This is a genomic window from Tabrizicola sp. YIM 78059, assembly GCF_004959785.1.
Taxonomy (GTDB): domain Bacteria; phylum Pseudomonadota; class Alphaproteobacteria; order Rhodobacterales; family Rhodobacteraceae; genus Tabrizicola; species Tabrizicola caldifontis.
On sequence record NZ_SJZH01000011.1, the window covers coordinates 70778 to 86337 of the forward strand.

At 65.1% G+C, this 15560-nt stretch carries 17 protein-coding genes; 10 read left to right on the forward strand and 7 right to left on the reverse strand.

The genetic code is table 11. The annotated features are described in order from the left end of the window. Positions 1-15 precede the first annotated feature (15 nt). The 9 genes from EZM81_RS13980 to EZM81_RS14020 all read left to right on the forward strand — a co-directional run bounded on the left by EZM81_RS13980 (position 16) and on the right by EZM81_RS14020 (position 8310). Entirely contained in the window at positions 16-1788 is a 1773-nt protein-coding gene (locus EZM81_RS13980) for an acyl-CoA dehydrogenase C-terminal domain-containing protein (protein ID WP_136646139.1), read from the forward strand. A gap of 25 nt (positions 1789-1813) precedes the next feature. Continuing rightward, positions 1814-2026: a hypothetical protein gene (locus EZM81_RS13985; protein ID WP_136646140.1), complete on the forward strand. Its 213-nt coding sequence runs from the start codon at positions 1814-1816 to the stop codon at positions 2024-2026. 19 nt (positions 2027-2045) lie between these two features. Continuing rightward, complete coding sequence (locus EZM81_RS13990; protein ID WP_136646141.1) at positions 2046-2672, forward strand: glutathione S-transferase family protein; 627 nt, start codon at positions 2046-2048, stop codon at positions 2670-2672. 10 nt (positions 2673-2682) lie between these two features. Continuing rightward, entirely contained in the window at positions 2683-3894 is a 1212-nt protein-coding gene (locus tag EZM81_RS13995; protein ID WP_136646142.1) for an acetyl-CoA C-acetyltransferase, read from the forward strand. 212 nt (positions 3895-4106) lie between these two features. Continuing rightward, complete coding sequence (locus EZM81_RS14000; RefSeq protein ID WP_136646143.1) at positions 4107-4484, forward strand: hypothetical protein; 378 nt, start codon at positions 4107-4109, stop codon at positions 4482-4484. Positions 4485-4533: 49 nt separating this feature from the next. Then, on the forward strand, positions 4534-5004 hold the full coding sequence (locus EZM81_RS14005; RefSeq protein WP_135448140.1) for a cupin domain-containing protein: 471 nt from the start codon (positions 4534-4536) through the stop codon (positions 5002-5004). After that, positions 5004-5483, forward strand: coding sequence for a cupin domain-containing protein (locus tag EZM81_RS14010; RefSeq protein ID WP_136646144.1), 480 nt, complete (start codon positions 5004-5006; stop codon positions 5481-5483). The genes EZM81_RS14005 and EZM81_RS14010 overlap by 1 nt, the downstream gene beginning before the upstream one ends. Before the next feature lie 188 nt (positions 5484-5671). Beyond that, positions 5672-6124, forward strand: a complete 453-nt coding sequence (locus EZM81_RS14015; RefSeq protein ID WP_136646145.1) for a hypothetical protein — start codon at positions 5672-5674, stop codon at positions 6122-6124. Continuing rightward, a complete protein-coding gene (locus EZM81_RS14020) occupies positions 6121-8310 on the forward strand; it encodes an FAD-dependent oxidoreductase (RefSeq protein WP_136646146.1) in 2190 nt (729 codons plus the stop codon). The genes EZM81_RS14015 and EZM81_RS14020 overlap by 4 nt, the downstream gene beginning before the upstream one ends. A 175-nt stretch (positions 8311-8485) precedes the next feature. On the opposite strand, the gene EZM81_RS14025 is transcribed toward EZM81_RS14020, so the two are convergent. The 6 genes from EZM81_RS14025 to trpS form a co-directional block, all read right to left on the reverse strand. Next, a complete protein-coding gene (locus EZM81_RS14025) occupies positions 8486-9142 on the reverse strand; it encodes a sulfotransferase family 2 domain-containing protein (protein WP_136646147.1) in 657 nt (218 codons plus the stop codon). Next, positions 9139-10098: a D-glycerate dehydrogenase gene (locus tag EZM81_RS14030; RefSeq protein WP_135448150.1), complete on the reverse strand. Its 960-nt coding sequence runs from the start codon at positions 10096-10098 to the stop codon at positions 9139-9141. The genes EZM81_RS14025 and EZM81_RS14030 overlap by 4 nt, the downstream gene beginning before the upstream one ends. Then, positions 10095-10430, reverse strand: coding sequence for a tRNA-binding protein (locus EZM81_RS14035; RefSeq protein WP_135448152.1), 336 nt, complete (start codon positions 10428-10430; stop codon positions 10095-10097). Before EZM81_RS14035 ends, EZM81_RS14030 begins: the two co-directional genes overlap by 4 nt. After that, a complete protein-coding gene (gene proC / locus EZM81_RS14040; protein WP_136646148.1) occupies positions 10427-11239 on the reverse strand; it encodes a pyrroline-5-carboxylate reductase in 813 nt (270 codons plus the stop codon). The genes EZM81_RS14035 and proC overlap by 4 nt, the downstream gene beginning before the upstream one ends. 26 nt (positions 11240-11265) lie before the next feature. Then, the gene (locus tag EZM81_RS14045) at positions 11266-11769 is read right to left on the reverse strand and encodes a YbjN domain-containing protein (RefSeq protein WP_167850909.1); all 504 of its coding nucleotides are present in this window, start codon (positions 11767-11769) and stop codon (positions 11266-11268) included. 411 nt (positions 11770-12180) lie between these two features. After that, entirely contained in the window at positions 12181-13230 is a 1050-nt protein-coding gene (gene trpS, locus EZM81_RS14050; protein ID WP_135448159.1) for a tryptophan--tRNA ligase, read from the reverse strand. A gap of 76 nt (positions 13231-13306) precedes the next feature. On the opposite strand from trpS, the gene EZM81_RS14055 reads away from it, so the two are divergent. Further along, the gene (locus tag EZM81_RS14055) at positions 13307-13996 is read left to right on the forward strand and encodes a rhomboid family intramembrane serine protease (protein ID WP_135448161.1); all 690 of its coding nucleotides are present in this window, start codon (positions 13307-13309) and stop codon (positions 13994-13996) included. Here EZM81_RS14055 and murJ read toward each other — a convergent pair. Further along, on the reverse strand, positions 13987-15531 hold the full coding sequence (gene murJ / locus EZM81_RS14060) for a murein biosynthesis integral membrane protein MurJ (RefSeq protein WP_135448163.1): 1545 nt from the start codon (positions 15529-15531) through the stop codon (positions 13987-13989). The genes EZM81_RS14055 and murJ overlap by 10 nt on opposite strands. Positions 15532-15560 lie beyond the last annotated feature (29 nt).

Consider the following 15560-nt stretch of genomic DNA (forward strand, 5'->3'; position numbering starts at 1 on the left):
GGAAGAGGACCGAGAATGCCGACCTATACCGCCCCCGTGAAGGACATGCAGTTCCTTCTGCATGACGTTCTGAAGATTTCGCAGGCCGACATCCCCGGCTATGCCGACCTTGACACGGGCTTTACTCAGGCGGTGCTGAGCGAGGCCGCCAGGGTGGCGGAACAGGTTCTGGCCCCCCTGAACGCCGTGGGCGATGCCGAAGGCTGCAAGCTGGAAGCCGGCGTGGTGCGCACGCCTTCCGGTTTCAGGGCGGCCTTCGACACCCTGCGTCAGGGTGGCTGGATGTCGCTGGACGCCGCCCCGGAATACGGCGGGCAGGGCCTGCCCTACCTGATGCACACGGCGGTGAACGAGACCTTCGTTTCGGCCAACATGGCCTTCAACATGTATCAGGGCCTGACCCACGGCGCCTATTCCGCAATCCTGGCGCACGGGACCGAAGAGCAGAAGCGGAAGTGGCTGCCCAAGCTCGTGACCTGCGAATGGACCGGCACGATGAACCTGACCGAGCCGCATTGCGGCACCGACCTGGGGCTTCTGCGCACGAAGGCCGAGCCGCAGCCGGACGGGTCCTACCGGATCACCGGGCAGAAGATCTTCATCTCGGCCGGCGACCATGACATGGCGGAAAACATCGTCCACCTGGTGCTGGCCAAGGCCCCGGGTGGCGGCGAGGGGACGAAGGGGATCAGCCTCTTCATCGTGCCGAAGTTCCTTGTGAAGGAGGACGGCAGCCTGGGTGCGCGCAATGCCGTCTCGGTCGGCAAGATCGAGCACAAGATGGGCATCCACGGCAACGCGACCTGCGTGATGAACTACGACGGCGCGACCGGCTGGCTGCTGGGCGAGTTGCACAAGGGCATGCGCGCCATGTTTACCATGATGAACGAGGCACGGCTGGGCGTCGCGCTGCAAGGCTATGCCGTGGCCGAGGCCGCCTACCAGAACGCGCTGGCCTATGCGAAGGACCGGCTGCAGGGCCGGGCCGTCACGGGTGCCGCGAACCCCGACGGCCCGGCCGACCCGCTGATCGTCCACCCCGACATCCGCCGCAACCTGATGGAGCAGAAAAGCTTCGTCGAGGGCGCCCGGGCGCTGACCTTCTGGGGGGCCACGCTGATCGACCGGGCCCACAACGGCGATGCGGCGGCAGACGGGCTGGTGGGTCTTCTGACCCCGGTGCTGAAAGGCTTTCAGACCGACAAGGGCTTCGAGATGGCGGTGCAGGCCCAGCAGGTCTTTGGCGGCCACGGCTACATCGAGGAATGGGGCATGTCGCAGTTCGCCCGCGACGCCCGGATCGCCATGATCTACGAAGGCGCAAACGGCATCCAGGCGCTGGATCTGGTGGGTCGCAAGCTTGCCCAAGACGGTGGCAGGCATGTCATGGCCTTCTTCGAGATGGTGAAGGCCGAATGCAGGGCCCACGACGGCGACGAGCGGATGAAGGGCTTCACCGAACCTCTGAAGGCGGCATCCAGGCAGTTGCAGCAGGCGGGAATGTTCTTCATGCAGAACGGCATGACCAACCCCGACGCCGCGCTGGCCGGGTCATACGATTTCATGCACATGATGGGCCATGTCTGCCTGGGCCTGATGTGGACGCGGATGGCGAAGGCGGCCTATGCTGCGCTGGACGGGGGCGCAGACGACCGCGACTTCCTGAAAGCCAAGATCGCCACCGGCCGGTTCTACATGGCCCGCCAGCTTCCCGCCTGCGCCATGCATCTGGCGCGGATCGAGAGCGGCGCCGACCCGGTGATGGCGCTGCCGGCCGAGGCATTCTGAAGCCCCGGCCAGAGTGGGGGAAAAGATGCCCAGACGCTTTCGACTGACCCGCCGGTTCCCGGCCGCGATGACCGAAGAAGCCCACCGCGCCTTCCGCCGCTTTCAGGCGGAAAGCGGATTGGAACCCGGCGAGGCGCTGAGTTTCATCTTCGAGAACCTGAACGGCCTGGTGGACGCAGACGAACTGGCGAAACGTCTGACGGCCTTTCGCGGCGACCTGGACGAACGCAAGACCTAGCACCGTGGGAGGGGCCGGCATGCAGCTCTATTGTTTCGGCGAAAGCGGCAACGCCTACAAATGCGCGCTGGCGCTGGAAATGGCCGGAATCGCATGGGAACCGGTCCACGTCGATTTCTTCCGGGGCGAGGCGCGCAGCCCGGAGTTCAGGAAGATCAACGAGATGGGCGAAGTCCCCGTTCTGGTGGACAACGACACCACGCTGACGCAGTCCGGGGTGATCCTGGACTACATTTCATCGAGGACCGGCAAGCTGGGGGGCCGCTCGGCCGCCGAACGGCGCGAGGTGCTGCGCTGGCTGTTCTGGGACAACCACAAGCTTTCGACCACCATCGGCACCTGCCGCTTCCTGATGAACTTCCTGCCGCCCGAGAAACGCCCCGAAGGCGTTGTCCCCTTCCTGCAGGGGCGCTTGAAGGCCGCCTACACGGTGCTGAACGATCACCTCGCCGGCCGCGACTGGATGGTGGGCGACGCCCCCACCATCGCTGACCTAAGTTGCTGCGGCTATCTCTACTATCCCGAGCCCTACGGCTTTGCCCGCGCCGAGTGGCCGCACATCGACCGATGGCTGGACCGGATCGCGGCCCTGCCCGGCTGGAAACATCCCTACGACCTGATGACGCGGGCCTTCCCCGCAACCTGAGGAGACGACCATGACCGATGCTTACATCTACGACGCCGTCCGCAGCCCCCGCGGCAAGGGGCGGCCCGATGGATCGCTGCACGAGGTCACGGCCGTCGCGCTGTCGGCACGGATGCTGAACGCGATCAAGGAAAGGAACGGGCTGTCAGGCCATGCGGTCGAGGACGTGATCTGGGGCAACGTCACCCAGATCGGCGAACAGGGCGGATGCCTTGCGCGGTCGGCTGTGCTGGCATCCGACCTTGACGAAGCCATCCCGGGCCTGTCGATCAACCGCTTCTGCGCCAGCGGGATGGAGGCGGTGAACCTGGCCGCGAACCAGGTGAAGGGCGGCGCAGGTCAGGCCTACATCGCCGGTGGGGTCGAGATGATGAGCCGCGTCCCCATGGGGTCGGACGGTGCGGCGATCGCGGTGGATCCGTCTCTGGCGATGAAGACCCATTTCGTGCCGCAGGGAATTGCCGCCGACATCATCGCAACCCGGTTCGGCTTTACCCGTGAACAGGCCGATGCGCTGGCCGTCGAATCCCAGCGCCGCGCGGCACGGGCGTGGAAGGAAGGCCGATTTGCCGCATCAATCGTGCCGGTCAGGGATCAGAACGGCCTGACCATCCTGGACCATGACGAACACATGCGGCCGGACACCGACATGCAGGCCCTGGCCCGGCTGGAACCCAGCTTCAAGGCTATGGGCGAGGTCATGCCCGGCTTCGACAAGGTGGCGATCATGAAGTATCCGCATCTGGAGCGGATCAATCACATCCACCATGCCGGCAACTCGTCAGGCATCGTGGACGGGGCGGCAGCGGTGCTGATCGGCACTGCCGCGTTCGGTCGCGCGCATGGGTTGAAGCCCCGGGCCCGCATCCTTGCCACCGCGAAGATCGGCACCGATCCGACGATCATGCTGACCGGGCCGGTGCCGGTCACGCAGAAGATCCTAAGGGATGCGGGCATGGCGATTTCCGACATCGACCTTTTCGAGGTCAACGAGGCCTTCGCCAGCGTGGTCCTGCGCTTTCAGCAGGCCTTCGACGTCGATCCAGAGGTGGTGAACGTGAACGGCGGCGCAATCGCCATGGGCCATCCGCTCGGCGCAACCGGGGCCATCATCATCGGCACGCTTCTGGACGAGCTGGAGCGTCGGGACAAGGCAACCGGGCTTGCCACCCTCTGCATCGCCAGCGGAATGGGCGCGGCCACGATCATCGAACGGGTCTGACATGACCTTCCGCAACAATAATGCGCGCTGCGGGCAGGCTTGCCATCATGTCGCCACAGCTTTTTGGCAACCAGACCCAATCTGTCGCGTTGGGGGTGATTCTCCAGGGTTCCGGCCTTTTTTCGGCCACAATCCAGCTAGTCAACGGGGTGGGTCGCGGGGTGCAGCATTCGGAGGTTCTGTCCGTATTCGTGAGGCGGGGCGCGCTGTTCATGGCCGGCCGTCTGGACGATCTTGCGGCCGAGTATGCCTATCCGCTGCCTCTGCATCTTGGACAGAAGCGGGTGATCGTGCGTTCGGCGGCCGAGGGGGCAGCAATGCTTTCGGTGCTGCGATCGGCCCTTGTCGAACGCGGCGTCGAACATTTGCAGCCCCGGGTCAGGGCGATGGACATTCCGCGCGCGGGGCGACTGCGTGTCTGGCTGGACTGGCTGGAACTGTCCCCGTCCGAGGAAACGCCGCGTCTGTCATCGGGTGTGTACTACAACCGGATGACGCCGTTCGGCCTGCGGACCGAAATGGTGGCCTACAGCCGTGTCTCCATGCCCGAACTGAAACCACAATTGACCGCACATGCGCTGATCGCCTGACCTTCGGGGTTGCTCGACAGGGCATGGTGCCCGCAGCAGGAGCCCCCCGATGCCCGTGATCGACCCCACGAAGATTCCGGCAAGGACCGGATCGATCTACCCGGAACCCTACGCCAGCATGATGAAGGGGCGGTCGTCGCTGCGCCTCGGGGATGCAGGCGGGCTGACGCAGTTCGGCGTCAATCTGGTGACCCTGGAACCCGGGGCCATGTCCTCTCTTCGTCACTGGCACCAGAACGAGGACGAATTCGTGATGGTGACCGAAGGCGAATGCACCCTGGTGCAGGACGCCGGCGAAACGGTGATGCGCCCGGGCGATTGCGCAGCCTTTCCGGCGGGCAGCACCGACGGGCATCACTTCGTCAACCGCTCCGACCGGGTGGCGCGCTTCCTTGTCGTCGGCACCAAGGCCCCGCGCGAGGTGGCGACCTATTCCGACGTGGACCTGCGGGTAGAGATCGAGGGCGGCAAGGCGCGGTTCACCTACAAGGACGGCACCGACTGGGCGGGGCCGCGCTGATGCCGAAGGTCGTGCTTCCCCCCTGGGCAGAGGAACCCGATCCCGTCCACCCCGTTCTGGGTTCGGGCAACGGGCCATACCGCTATCTGCTGATGTCCGATCCAGGCGGGCTTACGCAGTTCGGTGCCTTCCTTGAGGAGCTGCCGCCCGGCAGCCGCTCAGGCCACCGCCACTGGCACGAGGAAGAGGACGAGATGATCCTGATGCTCGCGGGCGAGGTTGTGCTGGTCGAGGACGTCGAGACCGTCCTGCGCCCGGGCGACGTGGCCGCCTGGCCCGCCGGTCTGGCCATCGGCCACCGGCTGGATAACCGCACCGAGGTGCCCGCCCGCTACCTAGTCATCGGCACCCGCAACACCCGCGACCGCGTCCATTACACCGACCATGACCTGATCACCGAAAAGGACGGCCCCGCCCGGCGCCACCTGCGCCGCGACGGCACGCCCTGTTCTGGCTGTGCGCGCGAGGTCATCAGATGAAACGACAGGCAGTCCTGCGGGCGTCGTCTCATGCGCTTGGAACATGGCGACATTCACATTTTGTTAATTCAACCTCTGATTGCGGTGTAGTATACAATTACTTGTTCCGTGTTCTCTTTCGGCGGAACTCTGGTGATTTCGGTTTATTGCAGGCTCATACGGCCAAACCGGACTCAACGCGAGGGACGATGACCGCAACGGAGACGCTTCAGAAGTTCCTCGACGGCATTGCCCTCGCCTTGATGCAGGGCAACTTCGAGTCCTATCGCGACTTCGTAGAGCTTCCGTTGTCGATCATCACCTCGACAGCAAACCTTATTGTCGGGACAGAGGAAGATCTGGTCGAAGGCTTTGACGAGCTTTGCGACATGCTGTGCTGCCGCGGGGCCAGCGAAGCGCGACTGATCGGGCGCCAGGCTAGGTTCGACGGCGCGGACCGGATCATAGGTCACTATGAATCGCACTATCTCTGCGACGGCATACCGCTGATTCCGACTTTCTACAGCCGGATCTGGCTGGAACGCCGCGATGGCGCGTGGAAAGCCACCAGGGTTCACAACACGACCAGCGAGACCCGTTGGCCGATCCTGCTGACCAGGGTCGAGCCCAATCAAGAATTGCCGATGGAGTTCACGCAATGACCGATTTCACCATGACCTCCGATGCCGAGGGCGTTGCCACCATCACCTGGGACGTGACGTCCAGGTCGATGAACGTGATGTCCACCGAGGCCTTCGCCGCGCTGTCCGACCTGATCGACCGGGCGCTGGCCGACGCGGGGGTGAGGGGCATCATCATCACCTCGGGCAAGAAGGATTTCGCCGGGGGGATGGACCTGAACGTGATCGCGCGAATGCGTGCGGGCGGGGCGCAGGCGATCTTCGATGGCGTCATGCAGATGCACCAGGTCCTGCGCAAGATCGAACGCGCAGGCATGGACCCGAAGACGCTGAAAGGCGGCAAGCCGATCGTCGCCGCGCTGCCCGGCACCGCGCTGGGGATCGGGCTGGAACTGCCGCTGGCCTGCCATCGGATCATCGCGGCCGACAACCCGAAGGCCAAGATCGGCCTGCCCGAGATCATGGTCGGGATCTTCCCAGGTGCTGGCGGCACCACGCGGCTGGTGCGCAAGCTGGGCGCGATGATGGCCGCGCCCTTTCTGCTGGAGGGCAAGCTGTCCTCGCCCAGGGAGGCGAAGGCGGCCGGGCTGATCGACGAGGTCGTGGCCCCGGAAGACCTGCTGAAACGCGCGAAGGACTGGGTGCTGTCGGCCACCGATGCCGACCTGGTCAAGCCCTGGGACCGCAAGGACTACAAGATGCCGGGCGGCGCGCCCTATCATCCGGCGGGCTTCATGACCTTTGTCGGCGCCAGCGCGATGGTGCAAGCCAAGACGATGGGCGTCTATCCGGCGGCGAAGGCGCTTCTGGCGGCGGTCTATGAAGGGGCGCTGGTGCCCTTCGACGTGGCGCTGCGGATCGAGGCGCGGCATTTCACCAGCGTGCTGATGAACCCCTCGTCCAGCGCGATGATCCGCAGCCTGTTCATCAACAAGGAGGCGCTGGAGAAGGGCGCGAACCGGCCCAGGGTCGAGGATCAGGCGGTGAAGAAGCTGGGCGTGATCGGCGCGGGCATGATGGGCGCGGGCATCGCCTATGTGGCGGCGAATGCCGGGATCGAGGTCGTGCTGATCGACGCCAGTCAGGAGGCCGCCGACCGCGGCAAGGCCCATTCCGAGGGGCTGCTCGACAAGGGCATGAAGCGCGGCAAGGTGACAGCGGAGAGACGGGCCGAGGTTCTGGGCCGCATCACCGCCACCACCGATTACGCGGCGCTCGCCGGCGCCGATCTGGTGGTGGAGGCGGTCTTCGAGGATCCGAAGGTCAAGCACGATGTGACGGCCAAGGTCGAGGCGGCGGTGGGGCCGGACTGCATCTATGCCACCAACACTTCGACCCTGCCGATCACCGGGCTTGCCGCCGCCAGCCAGCGGCCCGATCAGTTCATCGGGATCCACTTCTTCAGCCCGGTGGACAAGATGAACCTGGTCGAGATCATCCGGGGCAGGAAGACCGGAGAGCGCGCGGTTGCCAAGGCGCTGGATTTCGTGCGCCAGATCCGCAAGACCCCGATCGTCGTCAACGACGCGCGCTTCTTCTATGCCAACCGCTGCATCATCCCCTACATCAACGAAGGCATCCGCATGGTCGCCGAAGGGGTGGAACCGGCGCTGATCGAGAACGCGGCAAAGCTCGTCGGCATGCCGCTGGGCCCGCTGCAACTGGTGGACGAGACCTCGATCGACCTGGGCGTCAAGATCGCCAAGGCCACCAAGGAAGCCATGGGCAAGGACTACCCCGACGAGGCAGTGGACCATGTGCTGTTCTGGATGGCCGATCAGGGGCGTCTGGGCCGCAAGGCGAAGGCCGGCTTCTATGCCTATGATGACAAGGGCGAGCGTCTGGGCCTGTGGGAGGGGCTCGCGCACAAGTATCCCCTGGACAAGATGCAGCCCTCGCTGGCCGATGTGCAGCACCGGATGCTCTTTGCCCAGGTGCTCGAGGCGGTGCGGGCGCTGGAAGAGGGTGTCCTGACCGACATCCGCGAGGGCGACGTGGGCGCGATCCTCGGCTGGGGTTTCGCACCCTGGTCGGGCGGGCCGTTCAGCTGGCTCGACATGATCGGCGCCGCGCGGGCGGTAGAGATCTGCCGCGGCCTGACCGCGCAGTTCGGCCCGCGCTTCCAAGCGCCTGCCCTTCTTCGCGAGATGGCGGACAAGGGCGAAACCTTCTACGGCCGGTTCGGCGGCGAGAAGGCCGCCGCATAGACCGCCGCTCATCAGCCGTAACCGGCTTCTTCGCTGGCCCCGGCACAGCGAAGAAGCCCGTCAGGGATGATGAGCGGTTCACATCCACCGCTTGAAGGATTTCCGTTCTCACGCGCGTCGGGGCGGAAGGATGATCAGGGAACTTCTCTTGACGCGACAGGTCAACCAAGGGACATCAGGCGCCTGGATCGAAGCTGTATCCGAACCGCGCAACATCCTCGCCGCACAGATCCGCCACCAGCGCCGCATCCGCGTCAGAGTAATAGACCCGCCAGTCCCGTGCCCTGTCGCTGGCATTGGCCTTCGGCAGTGTCAGGCGAAAGCCGAGATTGTCGAACAGCGGCGCGGCATCCGTCTCGAACCTCTCCAGCCTCAGGAAAAGGCTGGGCTTTTCCGATCCATCCGGCCTTCGCATATAGGCGCCATAGGGCCAGAGCCGCAGCGACGCCATCGTCTGCGGGTGGTTCAGGAACCCGCTGAAATCCCGTGCCTTGGCCAGACCCACCGCAGGGTTGGCAAAGCTTTGCGCGCGCAGCCAGTGATAATAGCTTACCACCCGGTCCCAGGGATTTCGAACCAGCGTGACCGTCAGAAATGATTCCACTTCCTCGGTGCTCACCAGCCCGATCACGTCCGCCAAGGTAGAATGCTTCCACACGCGCCCGGCGGTCTTGATCCCCTTCCATCGCCCCGCCCGCTTGCGCGCCTTGGGCGTGTCGCCGATCAGGATGTCGTCCTTTGCGGCCCGTGCCTCGTAGGCCAGGGCAAATGCTGTCCCGCCGGTCTTCGGGGCATGGGCAAAGATGAACCGGCGCGCGCGGGAAATGATCATGGATTCAGCAGGTTGGGCGGCGCCTTCCCCTCGGCCCAGGCGATCAGGTTCGTCACCGCCATCATCCCCATGTCCTCGCGCACCTCAAGGCAGGCGGTGCCGAGATGGGGCAGCAGGGTGACATTCTCCATCGCGATCAGGGCGGCCGGAACCTGCGGCTCGAACTCGTAGACATCCAGCCCTGCACCGGCGATCCGGCCCTCCTGCAAGGCCGCAATCAGGGCGGCCTCGTCCACCACATCGCCGCGGGAGATGTTCACGAAGATCCCGGATTTCCGCATCATTCCCAATGCCTTGGCGTCGATCAGGTGATGCGTGGCCTTCCCGCCCGGCACGGCCACCACCACGAAGTCGGCAGCCATCGCCTCGGCCATCTCTACCTGCCGTGCAGGCAGGCCCGGATCGGGAACGGCCGAGCGGTTGTAGAACACCACCTCCATGTCGAACCCGTAATGGCAGCGCTTCGCAATCGCCTTGCCGATGCGGCCCATCCCGATGATTCCAAGCCGCTTTCCGGTAACATGGGTGCCCAGCATCTGCACCGGTCCCCAGCCTTCCCACCGACCTGCGCGCAGGATGCGTTCGCCCTCGCCCAGGCGGCGGGCAGTCATCAGGATCAGGCTTACCGCAATATCCGCGGTCGCATCCGTCACTGCGCCGGGGGTGTTGGTGACCATCACGCCCGCGGCCTTCGCGGCCTCGATGTCGATGTGGTTGTAGCCCACCCCGAAGTTGGCCAGAATCTTCGCCCGGGGACTGGAAACATCTGCAAAGACATCCGGTTGGAAGCGGTCGCCCAAGGTCGGCAGCACCGCGTCGAAGTCACGCAGCGCGGTGCGCAGCTCCTCTGGCGACAGCACCTCGGTCCGGTCGCGCAATGTCACGTCGAACCGGGCGCAGGCGGCTTCCAGCACGCGGTCAGGCAGTCGGCGGGTGATCAGAAGCTTCGGATTCAAAACAGTTTCCCCCCCAAAGGAACCTCTTGCCCCGGCCCGATCAGCACCACCTCGCCCTCCGCATCCGGCACGCCCAGCACCAGCACCTCGGACTTCACCGGTCCGATCTGGCGGGGCGGAAAGTTCACCACCGCCAGCACCTGCCGCCCGACCAGACCTTCGGGAGTGTAATGGCGCGTCAGCTGCGCAGACGACCGTTTCTCGCCAATCCCGGGGCCGAAATCGACCCATAGCCTGATTGCCGGCTTGCGCGCTTCGGGAAAGGGTTCAGCCCTTGTAATCCGGCCGACGCGGATATCGACCTTTTCGAAATCGGCGTAGGTGATGGTCATTTGCCCAGCTCCCTGCCCCGGTCGGCTGCCGCCTTGACCGCGCGGCGCAGCAGCGCAGGAAAGCCGGTTTCCGGATCCATGAGAACCGCCAGCGCCGCAGCAGTGGTGCCACCGGGCGAGGTCACGTTGATCCGCAACTGGGCAACGCTTTCGGGGCTCTGATAGGCCAGTTCCCCCGCGCCGCAGACCGTGGCGCGGGCAAGCTGCATCGCCACATCGGAAGGCAGCCCCTCTGCCTCGCCCGCTGCGGCCATGGCCTCGATCAGGTGAAAGACGTAGGCCGGCCCCGAACCCGAAACGGCAGTCACCGCGTCGATCAGGTCTTCACGCTCCAGCTCCACAACCTGGCCGACAGCCGCCATCAGGGCCCGCGCCAGCGCCATGTCGTCGGCCGTTGCATGTCGGTTGCCGATCAGCGCGGTTATCCCCCTGCCTACCATGGCAGGCGTGTTCGGCATGGTTCGCACGATGGGCGTGCGATCGCCCAAGACAGCCTCGAAGCTGGCAATCGTCGTCCCGGCGGCAATCGAGACGAACAACGTCGTCCCATTTCCCAGCGCCTGCAGCGACGGCAGCGCCTTGCCCATCATCTGCGGCTTCACCGCCAGAAGCGCCACCGCCGGGGCCGGCGGAAGACCTTCGTTCAGATGAACCCCGGTCTCGATCAGCCAGTCGGTCGGATTGGGCTCCAATACCCAGACCGCATCCGGTTTGACCCCCGCCTTGAGCCATCCAGCCAGCAGGGCAGACCCCATCTTGCCGCATCCAAGCAATACCAGCCCGTCGCGGGCCACACGTTCCAGAGCCATGAAATTCCCCCTTTCGGGGGCCAAGGTTAGGCGCGGCCGTATGCCTCGGCAATGGCGACTTTCATCGCCTCGGCCGGGGACTGATCCCCCCAGGCCACCATCTGGAATGCCGGATAGAAGCGCTCGGCCGCCATCACGGCACTGACGATCAGCCGGTCGATCTGCTCGGGCCCTGCCATCTGCCCCCCCGACAGGACCAGGCCATAGCGCCAGACCATCAGCTTCTGTTCCGCCCACCAGGTGAAGGCACCCGACCAGACCATGTCGTTGCAGCGGTTCAGCAGGTCATAAAGCGCAGGCAGCTTCTGGGCCGGCGGGTCCATCTCGAAGGTGCAGATCAGCCGCAGGGTTTCGTCGTGCGGCGACCAGGCCATGGTCAGCGAATAGGTGCGCCACTGGCCTTCCACCGCCATGGCGATCTGGTCGTCGGTCACCCGATCGAATTCCCACGCGTGGTGTTCGGCCAGGGTCTCGACGATGTCGATGGGGTGCAGATCCTCCATCGCTGCGTAGTCTTCGGAAAGCGACATGCCCGGCCTCATGATGAAGCTTCAGGCGGGCCAAGACCCACTAGAAGCTGGGTGTCTGGCAAGGGTCAGCGTTTGCCCGACGCTGCCCTTACTAGATATGGTGGGACACGAGCGAAAGCCTGTAAAGCGCTTTCTTCCGAAATAAGCTGTGGAGAACCCGATTTCCGCTTTGTCAGCCTTCGCAGAGTCAAGGACTTGGCGATCTGCCCTGCCTGGGCGGGCGCAGCAGGAAAAAAATCGCCCCCATGCGGGGGCGCATGGGGGCATGTCGGCAAGGCGCGGCCATCTCAGGGGACAGAGGGGCCGAACCTCGGGCGATGGGGACAGATCGCGCCACCGGACAGGATCGGTCTAGCGCCGGCCTGAATCAGGTCTGTGACATGGCCGTGTCGCGCCGAACCTTCCTGTGGATTACTTGCGCGACCGGATCATGCCCACGATGTCCTTGGTCTGGTCAAGGATCGGCCGCGCGATGGCATCGGCGCGTTCGGCCCCATCCGCAAGAATGCGGTCGATTTCCGCCGGATCGGCCATCAGCCGGTTCATCTCGGCGGTGATCGGCGACAGTTTCGCCACGGCAAGATCGGCCAGCGCCGGCTTGAAGGTGCCGAACTGGGCACCGGCAAAGTCGCGAATCACCTGTTCCACGCTGTGACCGGCAAGGGCTGCGTAGATGTTCACAAGATTGCGCGCCTCGGGCCGGTCCTTCAGGCCCTCGGGGCTGTCGGGCAAGGGCAGCGGGTCGGTCTTGGCCTTGCGGATCTTCTGCGCGATGGCGTCCGCATCGTCGGTCAGGTTGATCCGGCTCTGGTCCGAAGGATCCGATTTCGACATCTTCTTCGTGCCGTCCCGAAGGCTCATGACCCGCGTCGCCACGCCCTCGATCAGGGGCTCGACGACAGGGAAGAAGTCCACCCCGTAATCGTTGTTGAACTTGATCGCGATGTCGCGGGTCAGTTCCAGGTGCTGTTTCTGGTCCTCGCCCACCGGCACCATGGTCGCATGATAGGCCAGGATGTCGGCGGCCATCAGCGAGGGGTAGGCGAACAGGCCCAGAGAGGCTGCCTCGGCATTCTTGCCGGCCTTGTCCTTCCACTGGGTCATACGGCTCATCCAGCCCATGCGGGCGATGCAGTTGAAGATCCAGCCCAGTTCGGCATGCGCGCTGACCTGGCTCTGGTTGAACAGGATCGAGCGCTTCGGGTCGATGCCCGCGGCGATGAATGCCGCCGCCCCTTCGCGGGTCTGGCGGCGCAGGGCCTCGGGCTCCTGCCAGACGGTGATCGCGTGCAGATCGACCAGGCAATAGATCGTCTCGATCCCCTCGTCCTGCTTTTCGACGAACCGCTTCAGCGCGCCGAGATAGTTGCCGAGGGTCAGCCCGCCCGAAGGCTGGATGCCCGAGAAGATGCGGGGCTTGAAGGTTTTCGGCGTTTGGACCGCCGAAGCCTGCGAGGTCATGGGATCGCTCCGTCTGGATAAAGCTACCGAACCCGCGTAATCCAAGGGCAACAAGCCGTCAACGCCGGGGCAGGGCATGAAACAGGACCACAACGAGGCACCGCTGAATCCCTTGCCGCTGATCGTCTGGGTCTTGGCCCTGCCGCTGATCGCGATGGAGCTGGTGCTGTCGCTGGCGACGGCCGGCTTCGTGGGGGGCCCGCAGGGCGTGGGCTGGCGCCTGCAGGCGGTGGAACGCTTCGGGATGTTTCCCGAACTTCTGCGTTACCAGTGGCAGACCGGCGGCGCGCCCTATGAGGAACTGGTGCGGCTGGTCAGCTATCCGCTGGTCCATGCCAGTTTCAGCCATGCCCTGTTCGCCATCGTCCTGCTTCTTGCTCTGGGCAAGATGGTGGGCGAGATCTTCCGCTGGTGGGCAGTGCTGGTCGTGGTTCTGGGGGCCTCGGCTCTTGGGGCGGTGGCATATACCTTCCTGGTACCCGGGAACCGGATGCAGCTGATCGGCGCCTATCCGGCGGTCTACGGGTTGATCGGTGCCTTCACCTTCCTTCTGTGGGTCAACCTGGCGCGGACCGGGGGCAACAAGTATCGCGCCTTTTCCCTGATCGGGGCTCTGCTGTTCTTCCAGCTCGTCTTTGGCCTTCTGTTCGGCGCGGGCTGGGACTGGGTGGCCGACATCGCCGGCTTTGCCGCGGGGTTCCTGCTGTCCTTCGTCGTCAGCCCCGGGGGCTGGGCGCGGGTGATGGACAAGATCCGTCAGCGCTGACGGCGGAACGCGCCTTTCAGTTCCACCCAGCTCATCCCGCCGATCGCCAGGACGGTGCCGAAGTAGACCACCATCGACACCAGCACCATCGCCCCAAGCGCGGCGGTGCGGACACCCGGCGTGGTCAGGGGCCCGGCCAGCGCGACCGACATGCCCCAGAGCACCAGCCCCATCAGGGCCGAGGCCAGGGCCATGCGCGGCAGGCGATACAGGAACCGGTCATCAAGCCGCGCCGCATCGCCCATCACCCGGCTGCCGCGCCAAAGCTGCCAGACCATGACCCATGCCGAAACCGTGGTGGCAATCGCGGCCGCCAGCCAACCGATCAGCGGCAGAAGGCCCACGGCCAGCGCCGCATTCACCACCATCGACCAGACCGCATAGCGGAAGGGCGACCGCGTGTCCTCGCGCGCGTAGAACAACGGTTGCAGCACCTTGTGCAGCACGAAGGCCGGCAGACCAGCGCCATAGACCGCCAGAGCCCAGGCCGTGTTCACGGTGGCCACAGGCCCGTATTCCCCACGCTGGAACAGCACGCTGATGATCGGCCAGGCAATCACCATCAGTGCCACGGCTGCGGGCAGGGTCAGCAGCAGCGCAAATTCCGTCCCCCGGTTGAAGGATGCGCGCGAACCCTCGTGGTCCTCGGCCCGCAGGCGGCGCGACAGGTCGGGAAGCAGCACGATCCCGATCGCAATGCCGACGACACCGAGAGGCAGTTGATAGATGCGGTCGGCGTTATACAGCCAGACCACCGCGCCATCGGTCAGACTGGCGACCTGACGGCCCACGATCAGGTTGATCTGGACCACCCCCCCGGCCAGCACGGCAGGCGCGGCGATGATGGCCAGACGCTTGAGATCGGGTGTCAGATGCGGCCAGCGAAAACGCATCCGGTAGCCCAGTCGCCGGACCGCAGCCCAGGTGACCAGCAGCTGAAGCAGGCCGGAAATCGTGACCGACCAGGCCAGCGTCCGCCCCATGTCCCAGCCCATCCGGTCAGCCAGGACCATCCCCGCGATCATCGTGGCCGACAGCAGCACCGTCACGACCGAGGTAACCGCGAACCGGCCACGCGCGTTCAGCACGCCCGACAGAAGCGCCGTGAGCGAGATGAAAAGGATATAGGCAAAGGCGATCCTGCCCAGCGTCACCGCCACGGCAAAGCGATCGTCCCCGACAAAACCCGAGGCCATCAGCACGACCAGTCCGGGCATGAAGACGATGCCCAGGGCCGAGAACAGTGACAGGAAGGCCGCCATGCCCCAGAAGGCATCGCGGGCAAAGCCTTCGGCATCCTCTTCTGCCTCGACCTTCTTGGCGAACATCGGCACGAAGGCAAAGTTGAAGGCGCCTTCCGCAAAGAAGCGGCGAAACATGTTCGGCAGCGACTGCGCCACGACAAAGGCCTGCGCCACGATGCCGTCGCCCAGATAGCGCGCCAGGAAGATGTCGCGGATCAGGCCGAAGACCCGGCTGACCAGGGTCCAGAAGCCCACGGTCAGGAAGCCCTTGACGATGCGGACGGGTTTCATGGTGCAGTTCTTTCCGGAGAAGTGGGGCG

Coding starts and splice junctions, on each gene's coding strand:
- EZM81_RS13980 (WP_136646139.1), top strand. CDS start 16: ATGCCGACCTATACCGCCCCCGTGAAGGACATGCAGTTCCTTCTGCAT.
- EZM81_RS13985 (WP_136646140.1), top strand. CDS start 1,814: ATGCCCAGACGCTTTCGACTGACCCGCCGGTTCCCGGCCGCGATGACC.
- EZM81_RS13990 (WP_136646141.1), top strand. CDS start 2,046: ATGCAGCTCTATTGTTTCGGCGAAAGCGGCAACGCCTACAAATGCGCG.
- EZM81_RS13995 (WP_136646142.1), top strand. CDS start 2,683: ATGACCGATGCTTACATCTACGACGCCGTCCGCAGCCCCCGCGGCAAG.
- EZM81_RS14000 (WP_136646143.1), top strand. CDS start 4,107: ATGGCCGGCCGTCTGGACGATCTTGCGGCCGAGTATGCCTATCCGCTG.
- EZM81_RS14005 (WP_135448140.1), top strand. CDS start 4,534: ATGCCCGTGATCGACCCCACGAAGATTCCGGCAAGGACCGGATCGATC.
- EZM81_RS14010 (WP_136646144.1), top strand. CDS start 5,004: ATGCCGAAGGTCGTGCTTCCCCCCTGGGCAGAGGAACCCGATCCCGTC.
- EZM81_RS14015 (WP_136646145.1), top strand. CDS start 5,672: ATGACCGCAACGGAGACGCTTCAGAAGTTCCTCGACGGCATTGCCCTC.
- EZM81_RS14020 (WP_136646146.1), top strand. CDS start 6,121: ATGACCGATTTCACCATGACCTCCGATGCCGAGGGCGTTGCCACCATC.
- EZM81_RS14025 (WP_136646147.1), bottom strand. CDS start 9,142: ATGATCATTTCCCGCGCGCGCCGGTTCATCTTTGCCCATGCCCCGAAG.
- EZM81_RS14035 (WP_135448152.1), bottom strand. CDS start 10,430: ATGACCATCACCTACGCCGATTTCGAAAAGGTCGATATCCGCGTCGGC.
- proC (WP_136646148.1), bottom strand. CDS start 11,239: ATGGCTCTGGAACGTGTGGCCCGCGACGGGCTGGTATTGCTTGGATGC.
- EZM81_RS14045 (WP_167850909.1), bottom strand. CDS start 11,769: ATGTCGCTTTCCGAAGACTACGCAGCGATGGAGGATCTGCACCCCATC.
- trpS (WP_135448159.1), bottom strand. CDS start 13,230: ATGACCTCGCAGGCTTCGGCGGTCCAAACGCCGAAAACCTTCAAGCCC.
- EZM81_RS14055 (WP_135448161.1), top strand. CDS start 13,307: ATGAAACAGGACCACAACGAGGCACCGCTGAATCCCTTGCCGCTGATC.
- murJ (WP_135448163.1), bottom strand. CDS start 15,531: ATGAAACCCGTCCGCATCGTCAAGGGCTTCCTGACCGTGGGCTTCTGG.